We start from the raw sequence: 15,732 nt of genomic DNA, 5'->3' as shown, positions 1-15,732 counted from the left end.
CCGGGCTCTACCCGAAGGGCCGGGCGTGTTCGAGCATGGCGCGGACGGCGCCGATCGCCGCCTGGAAGCTGAAGGGCTTGTGCAGGACGCGCAGCCGGTCCGATTCCGGGTGCCGGAGGGCGCCGCTGTCGGCGGTCATGACGATCACCGGCAGGACGGGCCGCCGCGCCCGCGTCCGGCGAATCAGTTCATTGCCATCCATCACCGGCATGCGCAGGTCGGTCATCAGCAACGACGCCGGGCTGCTTTCCAGGGCGGTGATGGCTTCCAATCCGTTGTGGGTCAGCGTGACGCGCAGCCCCTGGCCTTCCAGCGTGTCGGCAAGGGCCAGGGCTTCAAGGCGTTCATCCTCGGCGACGAGGATGTGGGGAACGGACTCCATGGTTCGGCCTGACAGTGCAACGCAAAGGGAGTAAGGGGTACGTTGCGGCCGGTCGAATGGATTTCCCTTGATTGCGGAGGGTGATCAGGGTGCTTGGTTTCAGGCGCACTCGGCGAGGTCGGCCAGGGCCTCGGCGTCCAGCAGCTCGACCCGGCCTCCGTCCAGGATGCGGATCAGGCGCGAGGTCTTCAGCTTGGTGAAACCGCGGGACACGGTCTCCGTGGTCAGGCCGAGATGGTCGGCGATGTCGCAGCGGCTCATCGGCAGGGCGATGGCCCGGCCCGCACCGGCCCGGCGGCTCAGCGCCAGCAGGAAACTGGCCAGCTTCTCCAGCGCCGATTTGCGGCCCAGCAGCAGCATCTGGTCCTGCGCCGCCACCAGCTCGGAGGTGGTGACCGACAGCAGCCGGCGGGCCAGGGCGGGCTGGGAGTCCAGCAGGGCGTCGAGCTGGCAGCGCGGGATGCGCTGGACGGTGGAGGCGGTGATCGCCTCGGCGGAGTAGAGGTAGCGGTCGGCGAAGGCCAGACCGACCATGTCGCCGGCCTGGAGGAAGCCGATGATCTGGCGGCGCCCGTCCGGCAGCAGCTTGTAGAGGCGGATCATGCCGTCGACCACCCGGAAGACGGCGTCGGCGGTCTCGCCCTCGGCAAAGATCGACTGCTCGCGGTCGAACACCCGGAACTGGGCGATGGCGGCCAGCGGGTCGGCGTCGTTGGCGGCGAAGCCAGTGGCGGGGCGGGAGGGGGCGACACGCGGCATCGCCATCACGGCGGCCTGATGGCCGTGCGGAACGCGCGTCGGCTGGGCGGCGATGGCGGTGTGAGCGTGCATGTCGGGCCCCTCGGCGTTCGTGGAAGCGGCCCGTCCCCGTGGGGCAACCGCTCGATGAGCCGAAGTTATGCGCTGCGGGGTACCCTGTGCAGTTCGGTCTTGTACCTAAGGGGCTTTGCGTACGTAAGACTACCTAGGGGCCATTGCTGACGCGTGGGGGCGGAGGGGAGCGAGGACGCTCACCCTCCGTGGACCAGCCGTTCGAACAGATCCTCCGATCCCATCTGGCCGCCCTTGAGCATTAGCTCGACGCCGTCGGTGGGCGGGTGCGCGCTGTGGGTCAGGCTGACCGTCACGCCGGGGCTGGGCGCCGTCCGGTAGGACAGGCCCCACAGGCCCAGCGCCTTCACCGCCTTGCTGGAGGTGTCGCCCCCGGCGATGCCCATACGGCGCAGCGGCACCGCGCGGGCGACCGAAGCCACGAACTCCGCGGTGGCGTCGGCGATGGCGGAGGACTGGGCGGTGTCGGGCGTCTCGCCCTCCGCCGGGGCGGTCCACACCAGCACGTTGCGTCCTTGGCCCAGCAAGCCGGCGATCTCGCTCCGCAGCCGCTCGCGGTAGGCGGCGTCGCGGCACAGGGCGCCCGCATCCGCCGGCATCCGGTGGAAGGAGTTCGCCGCGGCGATCTGCCGGCGCGTGACCGGCGACAGGCTGCCGGCCAGCACGAAGACCGGCCCCTCCGCCGGGGCAAGGGGAGCGTCGCCGACCCCGTTGTCGCGCTCCCACTGGGTGGCCAGTGCCTGGACCACGCCGCTCGGCCCGACCGCCAGCAGGGGGGCGCGTTGCGCGCGCTCCCAGACCAGCCGCCCGACGGGCGCCAGATCCGCCGGCTGGGCGATGTCCAGCAGGACGGCGGGTGCGCCACCCGCCACCATCCGGTCGAGTTTTTCGTCCAGCGCTCCGGCGTCCAGCCCGTAATCCGGGTAGTGCAGGGCGCCCATCCCCTCCAGCCCCTGCGCGCCGATATGGAGGCGCAGGTCGGCCTCCGTCATCGGGGTCACCGGGTGGGCCTTCATCGTCGGGTGGCGGTCGATGCGGTGGACCGTCCCACCGGTACCCGCTGCGGCGAACAGCGTGCTGAACAGGCAGTAGCGCCCGATGTTCGGCTGGCCGCCCACCACCGGCAGGAAGCGGTTGGGGAAGAAGGGCCGCAGGGCCGCCACCGCCGCCCCGATGCTGCCGACCTGCGGCGCGCTGTCGAAAGTCGAGCAGCACTTGTAGTGCATCACCGGCACGCCGAGCCCGGCGAAGAAGCGCCCCACCGGCTCCAGCTCCGCCCGCAGGGCTTCCGGATCCATGGTGCGCGACGCCCCGGCGATCCCCAGCGCGTCCAGTGGGCCGAGCCCGGCCAGCCGCTTCGCGTCGGGAATCTCCAGCAGCAGCAGCGCCCGCTGCCCGGCCTTCGCCAGCGTGGCCAGCGTGTCGGTGGCCCCGGTGAAGTCGTCCCCGTACCAGCCCAGCCGGGGGCCGAGCCGGGGCGGCGGGTGCGCCGCCGTCACTTGCCCGCTCCGAAGAACTCCAGGGCGCGCTTCAATTCCGGCCGGGTCGCGGCGGCGTCCGGCAGGGTGACGCCCTCGCGCACCGCCTCCCAGGCCTGACGGATGCTCGTCACGCCGGCGGCGGGGCCGTCCGGATGGGCCATGATGCCGCCGCCGGACATGAACAGCAGGTCGTCCGTCCCCACCGCGTCCCAGGTGACGGGAACGGTCCCCGCCCACTGGCCGGAGGAGAAGGCCGGCATCACCGCGTCGTCGCAGCCCTCGGCCAGCGGGGCGAGGCAGGACTTGGCGCCCTCGATGACCTCCGCGTCGGGCTGGGCGAACTTGCCCTGAAGGCCGTGGACGTGCATGTGGTCGACCCCGGCCAGCCGCCACAGCGTCTGGTAGGCGTCGAAGCCGATGCCCAGGCTGGGGTGGCGCGACAGGGCGCCGAAGCCGTTGCGGTGCCCGTGCAGCACCAGCCCGCTGTGCCGGCGCAGCGTCTGCACGGCGGAGAAGCCACACCAGTTCAGGCTGACCATCACGCAGCTTCCGCCCTCACGCTCCACCAGATCGGCGTGGCGGCGCATGGCGTCCGTCTCGTCGCTGATGTTGAAGGCGACCATGACGTGCTTGCCGGTGCGGTCCTGATGGCGGCGCACCCGGTCCATCACCGCCGGCACGCGCTGGGCCAGCGGGGCGTGGATCGGATCGGCGCAGATCTCGTCGTCCTTGATGAAGTCCAGCCCGGCGGCGCAGAGCGTGCCGACCAGCTCGCCGGTTTCCTCCGCCGACAGGCCGAGGTTCGGCTTGATGATGGAGCCGACCAGCGCCCCGCGCTCCACCCCGGTCAGCCGCCGCGTGCCGGCCACGCCGTGCCGCGGCGTGTCGAAGCCCTTGCGGTACGCGGCGGGCAGACGCACGGAGTCCAGCCGCAGGCCGGTGACCTCGCCGAGGTCGAACAGGTTGCCGGCCACCGTGGCGGCCAGCGTCGGCAGGTTGGCGCCGACGTTGCCGGTGGGGAAGCTGATGGTGACGCGGGCGCGCCGCCACGGTCCGGGCCGCTTCTGCCGCTCCAGCCATGTGTTCGGCAGGCTGGGGGAGGCGGCGGGTTCCAACTCCTCCACCCGCTCCACCACGGCGCGGGCGCGGGCGCGCAGGTCGTCCGTCTCGCCGTGGACGCGGGTGAAGGTGCCGCAGGACTGCTCCCCGGCCATCACCTCCGCCACCTTGGCGGGGTCCAGCGGGGTTTCGATCAGATAGGTCGCCTCGAAGCGGTCGGAGCGCATGGCGATGCTCACAGGCGGCTGAGGTCGGGGAAGGGCCGGACCGGATCGCGGCCGTCCCAGTCGAGGGAGGCGTTGCGGATCAGGTCGAACATCTTGCCCTTCGGCCCGGCGACCTCCGACAGTTCGATCACCGTGCCGGGGTGGTACTCGGTGTCGAAATAGACGAAGCGGCCCTTCTCGCCGACCTCGCCGCTCATCACCGGCTTGAAGCCCTGGCCGGTCAGACGCTCAAGGTCGGCGTCGTAATTCTCGGTCCAGTAGGCGACGTGCTGGAGGCCGGTGCGGCCCGCCTTCAGGAAGTCGCGGTACATCGACGGCGCGTCGTTGCGGGTCTGGATCAGCTCCATCTGGAGCGGGCCGGAGTTGGCGAGGGCCACCGAGTTGTGAACCTCGTACCGCTCCCCGCGGTAGGTGTAGTTCCTGATCGGAACCCGCTCGTTGTAGAACCACGGGCCGATGCCCAGGGTGCGGCTCCAGTAATCCATGGCGGCTTCGATGTCGTCGACGACGTAGCCAGCCTGCCGGATCTGGCCGAAGAATCGGCTCATGAAGGAACTCCTGATTTTATCGTTATGAGGGGACCGGCGGGGCTTCAGTAGGGAAGGAAGCCGGTGGAAATCCACGGAATGGCGGCGACCACGATCAGGCCCACGAGAAGGGCGGCGACGTAGCCCCAGATGTGCTTCAGGCCTTCGTCCGGGCTGACCTTGCTGATGGCGCAGGCGCCGTAGTAGCCGACGCCGAAGGGCGGGGCGAACAGGCCGATGCCCATGGCGAAGATCACCACCATCGCGTAATGCACCTCGTGCACCCCGGCGTCGCGGGCGATGGGGAACAGCAGCGGGCCGAACAGGACAATGGCGGGGATGCCCTCCAGAACGCTGCCCAGGATGATGAAGGCGACGATGGAGATGGCGAGGAAGCCGTAGCCGCCGCCGGGGATGTCGGCCATCCACAGGGCCAGCGCGCGGGAGAAGCCGGACTGCGTCAGGCCCCAGGCCATGGCGGTGGCGCAGCCGACGATGAAGATGATCGCCCCGGTCAGCGACGCCGTCTCGATCAGCATCGGCTTCAGCCGCGCCCAGTCGAACTGGCGGTAGACCAGCAGCCCCATGAGGGTGGAGTAGGCGATGCCGATGGTTGACACCTCGGTCGCCGTCGCCACCCCTTCCACCACCGCGGCGCGGATGACGAAGGGCAGCAGGATGGCCGGCAGGGCGGCCACGGCCAGACGGGCGATCTCCGACGCCGGCGGACGGCGGATGTGGCTCAGATCCTCATGGCGGTAGCGCCACCAGACGACGGCGCAGAGCGCCGCGCCCAGCACCACCGCCGGCAGCAGGCCGCCCGCGAACAGCGCCGCGATCGACACGCCGGTGACCGAACCGATGGTGATGAGGACGATGGAGGGCGGGATGGTCTCGGTCTGCGCGCCGGTCGCCGACAGCAGGGCCACGAGGTCGCCCGGAGGGGCGCCGCGCTTCTTCATCTCCGGGAACAGCACCGGCGCGATGGCCGCCATGTCGGCGATCTTCGAACCGGAGATGCCCGACACCAGATACATCGCCCCGATCAGCACGTAGGACAGGCCGCCGCGCACATGGCCGAGCAGGCTGGCGAGGAACTGGATCATGGCGCGGGCCATGCCGGTCATCTCGATCAGCAGGCCGAGGAAGACGAACAGCGGCACCGCCAGCAGGATCAGGTGGGACATGCCCTCGTCCAGCCGTCCGACCATGACGAGCAGCGGGGTCGAGGTGGTCAGCGCCAGATAGCCGAAGGTGGCCAGCGCGAAGGAGAAGGCGATGGGAACGCCGCCGAACACGCAGGCGGCGACCACGCCGACGAAGAAGATGACGAGGTTGGCCTGCCCCAGCGGCTTGAGCATCGGACCGGCCAGCCAGAAGGCCACGGTCACCGCCGCGGTCAGGGCGACCGCCGCGAGCGTGACCCGGAGGTTGCGCATCCGCATCAGCCGGATCAGCGCGACCACCGCCATCAGCCCCAGCCCGGTGGGCAGGGCCGCCGCGCGCCAGGCGTTGCTGATCTCCAGCGCCGGGGTGACGATGAACTGCTCCTCCATGGCGTAGTCCAGGGCGGGGTGCAGGATCATCGCCAGGAAGGCGATGGGGGCGGTGATCGCCAGCGTCTCCAGCAGGGCGCGCGTGGTCGGGCCGACGCGGCTGACCAGACCGGTCATCCGCATGTGCTCGCCGCGGCGCAGCGCCACTACGGCGCCCAGCATGGACAGCCACAGGAAGAGGATGGAAGCCAGCTCGTCCGACCACACCAACGGCGCGTGGAAGACGTAGCGCGCCGTCACCCCGGCCAGCAGGATGGCGATCTCAGCCAGAACGATGAGGGCGGCGACGCCCTCCACCGTCGCGGCGAGGCCGCGGTCCAGCCGATCGGTCCAGGAACCGCCGGACGCGGCCCCTGGCATGGCGCCGCCCTCGTCGAGCGCCGTCGCGTGGTGAGACAAAGCCGCACCCTCCCTTCCCGTGTTGTCCACAGCCGTTCTTTAGGCGAGCTTGCCGACGGCGCCTTCCAGCAGCGCCCAGGCCTCGTCGCCGAAGCGGCCCTTCCATTCGCCGTAGAAGCCGCTGTCGCGGAGCTTGGCGCGGAAGCTGTCGGGGGAGGGCTGGTTGAAGGCCAGGCCCTTGGACTGGAGGTCGGCCTGCACCGACTGGTTCAGCGCCTTGATGTCCTCGCGCTGCTGGACGCCGGCGTCGTTGATCGCGGTGGAGACGATCTTCTGCAGGTCGGGGGGCAGGCCGCGCCACGCGCGCCCGTTGGCGATGAACCAGAAGCCGTCCCAGATGTGGTTGGACAGGGCGCAGTACTTCTGCACCTCGTACAGCTTGGCGACCTGGATGATCGGCAGAGGGTTCTCCTGCGCGTCGACGATGCGCGTCTGCAGCGAGGAATAGACCTCCGAGAACTGCAGGCTGGCCGGGGCGGCGGACAGCGACTTGAACATGGCGATGCTGAGCGGGCTGACCGGCACGCGGATCTTCAGCCCGTCCATGTCGGCGGCGGTCTGGATCGGCTTGGCCCCGCTGGTCATCTGGCGGAAGCCGTTGTCCCACATCTTTTCAAAGGCGTGCAGGCCGACCTTGGAGATGGCGCCGCGCACATGCTCGCCCAGCTTGCCGTCCATGGCGGACCAGACCTGCCCATAGTCGGCGAAGGCGAAGCCCACGGCGTTGATGGCGGCCACCGGGACCAGCGTGGCGATGACCAGCGCCGACGGGGTGAAGAAGGTGATGCCGCCGCTGCGCACCTGCGACAGCATGTCGGTGTCGCCGCCGAGCTGGTTGTTCGGGAAGATCTGGATGTCGACGCGCCCATTCGTCTCGCGGCGGATGCGCTCCGCCGCCTCGTGCGAGCGGACGTTCAGCGGGTGGGTCAGCGGCAGATTGTTGCCGTACTTGAAGTCGAACTCGGCGGCGCGGGCGATGCGCGGCGCGCCGATCAGCGTGGCGGTGCCGGCCCCCGCGGCCAACCCGGCAGCCATTCCGATCGCCGGAGTGGCGGCCAACCCCTTGAGCATCTTGCGGCGCGAGAGCGGGTTCATGCTTTCCTCCCAGGAAACGTTGATGTAGTTTGATGTTCGACGGTGATTGTTGGTTGGACGGTATGTGCGCGAATGGCCGGTGTCAAACGCGAATGATGATGTGATTTGATGGGATCGGAGGGTTTTGAGCTGTGATGCAGGATGATGCGGACGCCGTCGCCGCCCCCCCCGAACATTCCCGCGGGCTGCCGCGGATCGCCGACATCGCGCGGCTGTCAGGGGTTTCCACCGCCACCGTGGACCGCGTGCTGAACCACCGACCCGGCGTGCGCCCGGCGACCGTGCAGCGTGTGATGAAGGCGGCGGCGGAGCTGGATTACATCCCGGAATCGGACCTCGGCGCGGCGCTGGGGCCGAAGCCGATGCGGCTGGCCTTCCTGCTGCCAGACGGGACGAACCGCTATTTGACGCGGCTCGGCCAATTGATCCGCCAGTCGGAGGCGGCGCTGGCCCCGCTGGGCATCCGCGCGCAGGTGGAGTTCATCAAGAGCTTCAACCCCGACCTGCTGGCGCGCAGCCTGCTCCAGCACTGGCGCAAGGTCGACGGGGTGGCCTTCATGGCGCTGGAGCATCCGGCGGTGCGCGAGGCGGTGAACGAGTTGGCGGCGCGCAACGTGCCGACCGTGACGCTGATCTCCGACGTGCAGAATTGCCGGCGGGCCGCCTATGTCGGACTCGACAACCGGGCGGCGGGGCGGACGGCGGGCTACCTGTTCGCGCGCTTCCTCGGCGGGCGGGCGGGAAAGGTCGCGATGATCGCCGGCAGCCTCAGCTACCGCGCGCACGAGGACCGCGAACTGGGATTCCTCAACGTCCTGAAGGAGATGGCGCCGGCCATCGAGGTGGTGGGGCTGCGCGAGGCCCACGACGACGAGGCCAAGAGCTACCGGCAGACGCGGACGCTGCTCAGCCACCACCCCGACCTTGCCGGCATCTACACCATCGGCGGCGGGGCGGAGGGCGTGGCCCGCGCGCTGAAGGAGGCGCGGCGGGAGCGCGAGGTCGTCTTCATCGGCCACGGCTTCACGCCGGAGACGCGCGCGCTTCTGATCGACGGCACGATGGAGGCGGTCATCACCCAGGACCCGCGCAGCGCCCTGATGAGCTGCGCCGCCGTCTTCGCCAACCTGCGCGCCGGCCGCGAGGCGATGCACGGCGTGGAGCCGCCGCGCATCGAGGTCATCTTCAGGGAGAACCTGCCCCCCGCGGCTCCGCCGTGACCGGCTCCGGGTCGGGGGCGGGCCGCTTGTCGCGGACCATCACGACCAGCAGGACGGCGCAGAGGATCAACGCCAGCGCGGCGTAGGTGCGCAGCGGCGGCGTCTCGCCCAGCACGACGATGGCTCCGGTCACCCCGATCACCGGCACGATCAGCGAGCTGACGGAGGCCTGCGCGACGCTCAGCCGCCGCACGATGGCGAACCACAGCAGATAGCCGCCGACCATCGCCACCAGGATGTGGAAGACCAGCGCGACCAGCACGCGGGGCTCCAGCGCCAGCGTCGGCGCGGGGTCCAGCGCCAGGGCGAAGGGCAGCACCACCGGCAGGGAGATGGCGAACTGCCAGCCGGTGATGGCGTTCGGCCCCATGGTCCAGGCCGTCCGCTTGATCAGGACGTTGCCCAGCGCCCAGCTCAGCGCGCCGGTCAGCATGAAGGCGGGGCCGAGCGGCAGGGCGCCCAGCCGAAGCAGATCGGGGCCGAGCAGAACGGCCAAGCCGGTCAGCCCGCAGGCCAGCCCCATCCATTGGCGCAACCCCGGACGCTCGCCCAGGATCGGGATCGCCAGCAGCGTCGCCCAGGCCGGCATGGTGTAGGCGATGATCGCCGCGCCCGAGGTTGCCATGTTCATCTGCCCGAAGGCGGAGCAGATGTTGAAGCCCGCCATGTTCAGCAGGGCGACGGCGACCAGCGGCCAGCGCTGCCCGTGCGGCACGGCCAGCGATTCCCCGCGCGACCGCGCGTAGGCGAACAGCACCGCCGCTCCCACGGCGAAGCCCAGGCTGCGCAGCGTCCAGGGCTGGATCTGGGTGAGGATGATCTTGACGGCGGGCCAGTTGAGGCCCCAGCAGACGCTGATGAGACCCACCAGCGACAGATCCAGCGCCCGAGCGCGGCTTATCATGGCATGGGATTCCGGGTGTGGGGTGGTCGTATCTTGAAATCCCCTCTCCCCTCCGGGGAGAGGGTTAGGGTGAGGGGGGTGCGCTTGTGCCGGACGCACCGAAACGCACAACCCCCTCACCGGCCCTCCGGGCCACCCTCTCCACAGAGGGGAGAGGGATATTCCCGGTCAGAACTTCACCGCGTCGCCACCCTTCAGGGAGAGCATGGCGCGGGCCTCGTCCGGGGTGGCGACCTCCAGGGCCAGACCCTCGATCAATTTGCGGACCATGGCGACCTGCTCGGCGTTGGAGGTGGCGAGGCGGCCCGGTCCGGCCCACAGATTGTCCTCCAGCCCGACGCGCACGTTGCCTCCCAGCGCCAGCGACTGCGTGGCGATGGGCATCTGGTTGCGCCCGGCGCCCAGCACCGACCACACATACTGGTCGCCGAACAGCCGGTCGGCGGTGCGCTTCATGTGCATCACGTCCTCCGGATGCGCGCCGATGCCGCCCAGGATGCCGAAAACCGACTGTACGAACAGCGGCGGCGTCACCAGCTTGCGGTCGAGGAAATGGGCCAGCGTGTAGAGGTGGGAGATGTCGTAGCACTCGAACTCGAAGCGCGTCCCGTTGCCGGAGCAGGTCTTCAGGATGTGCTCGATGTCCTTGAAGGTGTTCTTGAAGACGAGGTCGCGGCTGTTCTCCAGATAGGTGCGCTCCCAGTCGTGCTGGAACTCGCTGAAGCGGTTCAGCATGGGGAACAGGCCGAAATTCATCGAGCCCATGTTGAGCGACGCGACTTCCGGCTGGAACTGCGCGGCGGGGCGCAGCCGGTCCACCACCGTCATGGCGGCGCTGCCGCCGGTGGTGATGTTCACCACGGCCTTCGTCGCCTGCTTGATGCGCGGCAGGAAGCGCTGGAACAGCGCCGGGTCCTGGGTCGGGCGGCCGGTCTCCGGGTCGCGGGCGTGCAGGTGGACGATGGCCGCCCCGGCCTCCACCGCGGCGATGGCCTCCGCCGCAATCTGGTCCGGAGTCACCGGCAGGTGCGGCGACATGCTGGGCGTGTGGATGGAACCGGTGACCGCGCAGGTGATGATGACTTTCCGCGCGCTCTTCTTGGGCGTGGTCATGCTGTCCTCCCTTATCCCCCGCGCCCCTTGAGGGGGCGCAGGGATATGTTGTTGTTCGTCAGATCACCGCTTCGATCAGGAAAGGACCCTTGCGGGAAAAGGCGGTCGTCAGCAAGTGGTTGAAGCTCTCTGCGTCGGTGGCCTGTCCGCCTTCCACCCCCATGCCGCGGGCGAGCGCCACCCAATCGAGGTCCGGGCGGCCCAGCTCCGTGCAGTTGCGGGCGTTCGGCCCCATGTCGCGGAAGCCGAGGTTGCCCAGCTCCCATTGCAGGATGCCGTAGCGGCGGTTGGCGAAGATGATCGTCACCACGTCGGCCTGCTCGCGCGCCTGGCTCCACAGGGCCTGGAGCGTGTACATGCCGCTGCCGTCCGCCTGGAGGGTCACCACCTTGCGGTCGGGGCAGGCGATGGCGGCACCCAGCGCCAGCGGCATTCCGATGCCGATGGCGCCGCCGGTGATGGTCAGCCAGTCGTGCGGGCGCGCCCCGGCGCAGGCCGTGTAGACCATCGGGCTGGAGGAAATCCCCTCGTCCACCACGATGGCGCCCTCCGGCAGCAGGGCCGCCAGGGACTGGCCGACGCTGTCGGCGGTGAGAGCACCGGTCGCCGGAGCGGGCGGGGCGAGCGGCTGAACCGGAACCGGCGTGCCGGCGGCGCCCACCGCCTCGACCAGCCGGCGCAGGGCGGCCAGGGCGTCGCTGCCCGGCGGGGCGACGGCGTGGATGCGGCAATCCTCCGGCGCCAGACGGCTGGGCTTGTCGGGGTAGCCGAAGAAACCGACTGGCTCCCCCGAACCGATCAGGACGACGTGCTTTGCCCCGGCCAACGCGGCGATGCCGAGGTCGATGGGGTAGGGGAAACGCTCCACCGTCACGCGGCCCGCCCCGCGCTCGATGCGGGTGGCACCGGTGTGGGCGTAGAGTTTGGCGCCGGTCGCGGCAGCGATCCGGCCAGCCAGGGCCAGCCCCTCCGCCCGCGTGGCGCGGCCGTTCAGCAGGACAACCACCCGCTCACCGCTCCGCAGGGCGTCGGCGGCGGCGCGCAGGGCCTCGGCGTCCGGGGCGGCGGGGGCGGGCGGCTCGACGATGACCGGGTCGGTCGCCGCCGTGTCGTCCCAGGAGGAGTCGGACGGCAGGATCAGGGTGGACACGCCGCAGGGCGGGGTCAGGGCGGCGCGGATGGCCTCCGCCGTGTCCGCGGCGACCGAGGCGGCGTCCGGCACCGTGCGCACCCAGGCGGACATGGGCTTCGCCAAGCCTTCCACGTCGGAGGTCAGCGGCGCGTCGACGCCGCGGTGCCACGTCGCGTGGTCGCCGACGATGTTGACCATCGGCACGCAGGCGCGCCGGGCGTTGTGCAGGTTGGCGAGGCCATTCGCCAAGCCCGGCCCAAGATGCAGCAGCGTGGCCGCGGGGCGGTCGGTCATGCGGGCGTAGCCGTCCGCCGCCCCCGTCGCCACCCCTTCGAACAGCGTCGGGACGCAGCGCGCGCCGGGCATGCTGTCGAAGGCGGCCAGCGCGTGCAGTTCCGACGTGCCGGGGTTGGCGAAGCAGGTGTCGACGCCGTTCGCCACCAGCGTCCGGACCAGGATTTCCGCGCCGATCATCGTGCCGCCTCCGTGAGCCCGCTCTCGAAGCCATCCAGGAAGCTGGCGAGATTCACCGCCAGCGCGTCGCAATCGTAACCGCCCTCCTGTACAACCACGGTCGGCAGGCCGGCACCGGCGATCTTGCGGCCGAGCGTGGCGAAGCCCGGCGTCGTCACCTTGAAGAACGCCAGCGGGTCGCCGACGTAGGTGTCGAAGCCCAGCGACAGCACCAGCGCCTCCGGCCCGAAGGCGGCGATGTGGGTCAGCGCCCCGTCCACCGCGTCGAGGAAGGTGGACTCCTCGGTGCCCATGGGCAGGGGGATGTTCAGGTTGCTGCCGAGGCCGCGGCCCTTGCCGCGCTCGTGCGCGTAGCCGGCGAACCACGGGTAGAAGTTGTTGGGATCGCCGTGGATCGACACCACCAGCACGTCGTCGCGCTCGTAGAAGATGGCCTGCGTGCCGTTGCCGTGATGGACGTCCACGTCGAAGACGGCGACGCGCGGCGCGCGGCCCTGCTGGGCCAGCACCGGCAGCATCGCCTGGGCGGCGACGGCGGCGTTGTTGATGTAGCAGAAGCCCCCGGCCATGTCGCGGGACGCGTGGTGCCCCGGCGGGCGGCACAGGGCGTAGGCCGCGCGCTCTTGCCCGCTCGCCACCATCAGCGCCGCGTGGACCGCCGTGTCGGCGCCGCCGCAGACCGCCTCCCAGGTGCCCGCGCCGATCGGGCAGGCGGTGTCCGCCATGTGCCAGCCCGCTTGGCCGACGATGCCCGTGGGATACTCGGCCATGTCGGTGTTGCGGTGGACGTTGGGGACGATGACCTCCGACGCGTCGGGCAGGGCCGACCAGCGGGCGTGGGCGGTTTCCAGGAAGCGCAGGTAATCGGCCGAGTGGACCGCCGCACGCGGGCCGGCGCCGTAGGACGGCGGCTCCTCCACCGTCACGCCGCGCGCCCGCAGGGAGCCGACGAGCGCCTCCGCCCGTTCCGCCTTTTCCGGCGAGGGCTTCGGCTGGCCGCGCACCAGGAAGGTCGGCGGACGATGGCGCAACTGGGCCTCGGCAAAGACGTAGCGCATGGACAGGCTCCCGGAGTGGATGGATTTCCTCTCCCCAGAGGGGAGAGGGAGAATTGTGCTTTACCCGGCGGTCGCCAGAACCGCGTCGGCCAGCACCGCGCAGCCGGACGCGGCGTGTTCAGGCTTGATGTTCTCCGCCTCGTTGTGGCTGAGGCCGTTCTCGCAGGGGATGAAGATCATCGCCGTCGGCACCTTGCGCGCGACATAGACCGCGTCATGGCCGGCCCCGGACACGATGTCGCGGTGGCTGAAGCCGCGCCGCTCCACCGAGCGGCGGACATGGCCGACCAGCTCCGGCGCGAAGGGCGTGGTCGGGAAGGCCCAGAAGTCGGTCAGTTCCAGCGTCAGGCCACGCTTGTCCGCGATGGCGGCCAGCCGCTCGCGCAGCATGGCGTCCATGCGGGCCAACGCGTCGGGGTCGGGGTTGCGCAGGTCGATGGTGAACCAGACGCGGCCGGGAATGACGTTGCGGGAGTCAGGATGGACCTGGACGCGCCCGATGGTCGAGCAGGCGTCGCCGCCGACCTCCAGCGCGATGGCCTCCACCGCCTCCATCATCACGGCCGCACCCGCCAGCGCGTCGCGGCGCAGGCGCATCGGCGTCGGCCCGGCGTGGGATTCACGGCCCGTCACCGTCGCCTCGTACCAGCGCTGGCCCTGCGCGCCGGTCACCACGCCGATCTCGACATCCTCGGCCTCCAGCACCGGACCCTGCTCGATGTGCGCCTCGAAATAGGCGCCCATGGCGTGGCCGGTGACGGGAACGCTGCCCTTGTAGCCGATGCGCGCCAACTCGTCGCCCAGGCGGACGCCATCGGTATCGCGGATGTCCAGCACATGGTCGAGCGTGAAGACGCCCATCGCCACGCCGGAGCCCAGCATCGGCGGGGAGAAGCGTGCGCCCTCCTCGTTGGTCCAGACGATCAGGTCGATGGGGGCGTCCGTCTCGATGCCCTGGTCGTTGAAGCTGCGGATGACCTCCAGCCCGGCCAGCACGCCGTAGATGCCGTCGAAGCGGCCGCCGGTCGGCTGGGTGTCCAGATGGCTGCCCATGCAGACGGCGGGACGGTCGGGGCTGCGGCCCGGACGGCGGGCGAAGATGTTGCCCACCTCGTCCACGGTCACGGTGCAGCCGGCTTCCTCACACCAGCGCACGAAGAGGTCGCGGCCCTCCTTGTCGAGGTCGGTCAGCGCCAGCCGGCACAGGCCGCCCTTCGGCGTCGCGCCGATCTTCGCCAAGTCCATCAGGGTCCGCCACAGGCGGTCGCCGTCGATGCGCAGGTCAGACATGGTCCCTATCCCGATCCCAATTCCGAATTATTGTTGAGTGTCGGCGCGAACCGCGGTCAGCAGTCCGGTCACCGTGGGCAGGCTCAGCCCCGCCCTGTTTGCCAATTCCAGCGGCGCGTCCAGCACCGCCTCGATCTCCGCCCGCCGGCCCGCCGCCACGTCGGCGCGCAGCGCCGGCCGGATGCGGCCCGGATGCTGGGCCATGGTCCACACATCCTCGACCTTCGCCGTCGCCGGGTGACCGAGCGCCGCTGACAGGGCCAGCACGTCCTCCACCACCGCGGCGAAGGTCGGCTGGAGCGCGTCGTCGTGGGCGATCTCCTGCGCCGTCTTGCCGGTGGCGAGGCCGAGCAGGCCGAAGGCGAAGGGTGCCAGCAGCGCCGTCCACACCTCCGCCCGGATGTCCGGCACGGCCAGCGCGTTGAAGCCGCCTGCCCCGAACAGAGCCGCCAGATCCCTGGCGCCCTCGCTCCCCGCCACCGGACCGAGGGCGAGACGCAGCCCGCCGAGATGCCGCAGATAGCCGGGGGTCCGCCGCTCCACCGCCACGCGGGCGACGGCGCCGACGATGCGGTCCGCCGGGATGGCGTCCGACAGCAGCCCCTTGGGATCGACCGACGACAGCGGGCCTCCGAGAGTTCCATCCGCCGTGTACCACCAGGGAATTCCGCCGACCACCGGCACCAGCCGCGTCTTCGGCCCCAGCAGGGGGAGAAGCAGGTCCAGCACCTCGGTCAGCAGGGGGGAGGGCACCGCCAGCACCACCACGTCCTGCGGGCCGAGGGCCAGCGTGTCGTCGGTCACCAGGGGCCGCACCGTCACCGGACGGCCCGAGGGGCCTTCGACGGTCAGCCCGTCGCGCCGCAGCGTGTCGAGCGTCCGCCGCCGGGCGACCAGCGAGGCCGGCAGCCCGGCGGCGGTCAACCGCGCGGCGATCAGACCGCCGACCGCCCCGGCCCCGATGACGGCGACCTTCATGACCGT

General features: G+C 70.7%; 14 protein-coding genes. 1 reads left to right on the top strand and 13 read right to left on the bottom strand.

All coding sequences use genetic code 11. The features are described 5' to 3' along the window. Positions 1 to 7: 7 nt before the first annotated feature. The 7 genes from ACWPXE_RS00160 to ACWPXE_RS00130 all read right to left on the bottom strand — a co-directional run bounded on the left by ACWPXE_RS00160 (position 8) and on the right by ACWPXE_RS00130 (position 7,557). On the bottom strand, positions 8 to 382 hold the full coding sequence (locus ACWPXE_RS00160) for a response regulator (RefSeq protein ID WP_454016168.1): 375 nt from the start codon (positions 380 to 382) through the stop codon (positions 8 to 10). A gap of 99 nt (positions 383 to 481) precedes the next feature. After that, positions 482 to 1,213 carry a helix-turn-helix domain-containing protein gene (locus ACWPXE_RS00155; protein WP_454016167.1) on the bottom strand — a complete coding sequence of 244 codons (732 nt, stop codon included), beginning with the start codon at positions 1,211 to 1,213 and terminating at the stop codon, positions 482 to 484. Between the two features lie 179 nt (positions 1,214 to 1,392). Beyond that, entirely contained in the window at positions 1,393 to 2,712 is a 1,320-nt protein-coding gene (locus ACWPXE_RS00150; protein ID WP_454016166.1) for a four-carbon acid sugar kinase family protein, read from the bottom strand. After that, complete coding sequence (locus ACWPXE_RS00145; RefSeq protein ID WP_454016165.1) at positions 2,709 to 3,980, bottom strand: ribulose-bisphosphate carboxylase large subunit family protein; 1,272 nt, start codon at positions 3,978 to 3,980, stop codon at positions 2,709 to 2,711. Before ACWPXE_RS00145 ends, ACWPXE_RS00150 begins: the two co-directional genes overlap by 4 nt. A gap of 8 nt (positions 3,981 to 3,988) precedes the next feature. After that, complete coding sequence (locus ACWPXE_RS00140; protein WP_109139185.1) at positions 3,989 to 4,528, bottom strand: VOC family protein; 540 nt, start codon at positions 4,526 to 4,528, stop codon at positions 3,989 to 3,991. 44 nt (positions 4,529 to 4,572) lie between these two features. Beyond that, entirely contained in the window at positions 4,573 to 6,462 is a 1,890-nt protein-coding gene (locus ACWPXE_RS00135) for a TRAP transporter large permease (protein WP_454016164.1), read from the bottom strand. Positions 6,463 to 6,501: 39 nt separating this feature from the next. Next, entirely contained in the window at positions 6,502 to 7,557 is a 1,056-nt protein-coding gene (locus ACWPXE_RS00130; protein WP_454016163.1) for a TRAP transporter substrate-binding protein, read from the bottom strand. Positions 7,558 to 7,691: 134 nt separating this feature from the next. Between ACWPXE_RS00130 and ACWPXE_RS00125 the strand changes: the two genes are divergently transcribed. Then, complete coding sequence (locus ACWPXE_RS00125; RefSeq protein WP_454017887.1) at positions 7,692 to 8,777, top strand: LacI family DNA-binding transcriptional regulator; 1,086 nt, start codon at positions 7,692 to 7,694, stop codon at positions 8,775 to 8,777. On the opposite strand, the gene ACWPXE_RS00120 is transcribed toward ACWPXE_RS00125, so the two are convergent. The 6 genes from ACWPXE_RS00120 to ACWPXE_RS00095 all read right to left on the bottom strand — a co-directional run bounded on the left by ACWPXE_RS00120 (position 8,743) and on the right by ACWPXE_RS00095 (position 15,726). Then, complete coding sequence (locus tag ACWPXE_RS00120; RefSeq protein ID WP_454016162.1) at positions 8,743 to 9,681, bottom strand: DMT family transporter; 939 nt, start codon at positions 9,679 to 9,681, stop codon at positions 8,743 to 8,745. The genes ACWPXE_RS00125 and ACWPXE_RS00120 overlap by 35 nt on opposite strands. Before the next feature lie 168 nt (positions 9,682 to 9,849). After that, positions 9,850 to 10,794, bottom strand: a complete 945-nt coding sequence (locus ACWPXE_RS00115) for a 3-keto-5-aminohexanoate cleavage protein (protein WP_454016161.1) — start codon at positions 10,792 to 10,794, stop codon at positions 9,850 to 9,852. A gap of 58 nt (positions 10,795 to 10,852) precedes the next feature. Next, the gene (locus ACWPXE_RS00110; RefSeq protein WP_454016160.1) at positions 10,853 to 12,400 is read right to left on the bottom strand and encodes an acetolactate synthase large subunit; all 1,548 of its coding nucleotides are present in this window, start codon (positions 12,398 to 12,400) and stop codon (positions 10,853 to 10,855) included. Continuing rightward, positions 12,397 to 13,458, bottom strand: a complete 1,062-nt coding sequence (locus tag ACWPXE_RS00105) for a histone deacetylase family protein (protein ID WP_454016159.1) — start codon at positions 13,456 to 13,458, stop codon at positions 12,397 to 12,399. Before ACWPXE_RS00105 ends, ACWPXE_RS00110 begins: the two co-directional genes overlap by 4 nt. A gap of 60 nt (positions 13,459 to 13,518) precedes the next feature. Beyond that, positions 13,519 to 14,748 (bottom strand): Zn-dependent hydrolase, encoded by a 1,230-nt coding sequence (locus ACWPXE_RS00100; RefSeq protein WP_454016158.1) that lies wholly within the window; start codon positions 14,746 to 14,748, stop codon positions 13,519 to 13,521. A 27-nt stretch (positions 14,749 to 14,775) separates the two neighbouring features. Further along, positions 14,776 to 15,726, bottom strand: coding sequence for a ketopantoate reductase family protein (locus ACWPXE_RS00095; RefSeq protein ID WP_454016157.1), 951 nt, complete (start codon positions 15,724 to 15,726; stop codon positions 14,776 to 14,778). Positions 15,727 to 15,732 lie beyond the last annotated feature (6 nt).

The organism is Azospirillum sp. Marseille-Q6669 (assembly GCF_965111635.1).
Note: the sequence above shows the minus strand (reverse complement) of the source record. Positions and strands in the feature narration are given on the sequence as shown.

What these genes read in the sequence shown, in the direction of transcription:
- ACWPXE_RS00160 (WP_454016168.1), bottom strand. Translation starts at nt 382, where the DNA reads ATGGAGTCCGTTCCCCACATCCTCGTCGCCGAGGATGAACGCCTTGAA.
- ACWPXE_RS00155 (WP_454016167.1), bottom strand. Translation starts at nt 1,213, where the DNA reads ATGCACGCTCACACCGCCATCGCCGCCCAGCCGACGCGCGTTCCGCAC.
- ACWPXE_RS00145 (WP_454016165.1), bottom strand. Translation starts at nt 3,980, where the DNA reads ATGCGCTCCGACCGCTTCGAGGCGACCTATCTGATCGAAACCCCGCTG.
- ACWPXE_RS00140 (WP_109139185.1), bottom strand. Translation starts at nt 4,528, where the DNA reads ATGAGCCGATTCTTCGGCCAGATCCGGCAGGCTGGCTACGTCGTCGAC.
- ACWPXE_RS00130 (WP_454016163.1), bottom strand. Translation starts at nt 7,557, where the DNA reads ATGAACCCGCTCTCGCGCCGCAAGATGCTCAAGGGGTTGGCCGCCACT.
- ACWPXE_RS00125 (WP_454017887.1), top strand. Translation starts at nt 7,692, where the DNA reads ATGCAGGATGATGCGGACGCCGTCGCCGCCCCCCCCGAACATTCCCGC.
- ACWPXE_RS00120 (WP_454016162.1), bottom strand. Translation starts at nt 9,681, where the DNA reads ATGATAAGCCGCGCTCGGGCGCTGGATCTGTCGCTGGTGGGTCTCATC.
- ACWPXE_RS00115 (WP_454016161.1), bottom strand. Translation starts at nt 10,794, where the DNA reads ATGACCACGCCCAAGAAGAGCGCGCGGAAAGTCATCATCACCTGCGCG.
- ACWPXE_RS00110 (WP_454016160.1), bottom strand. Translation starts at nt 12,400, where the DNA reads ATGATCGGCGCGGAAATCCTGGTCCGGACGCTGGTGGCGAACGGCGTC.
- ACWPXE_RS00105 (WP_454016159.1), bottom strand. Translation starts at nt 13,458, where the DNA reads ATGCGCTACGTCTTTGCCGAGGCCCAGTTGCGCCATCGTCCGCCGACC.
- ACWPXE_RS00100 (WP_454016158.1), bottom strand. Translation starts at nt 14,748, where the DNA reads ATGTCTGACCTGCGCATCGACGGCGACCGCCTGTGGCGGACCCTGATG.
- ACWPXE_RS00095 (WP_454016157.1), bottom strand. Translation starts at nt 15,726, where the DNA reads ATGAAGGTCGCCGTCATCGGGGCCGGGGCGGTCGGCGGTCTGATCGCC.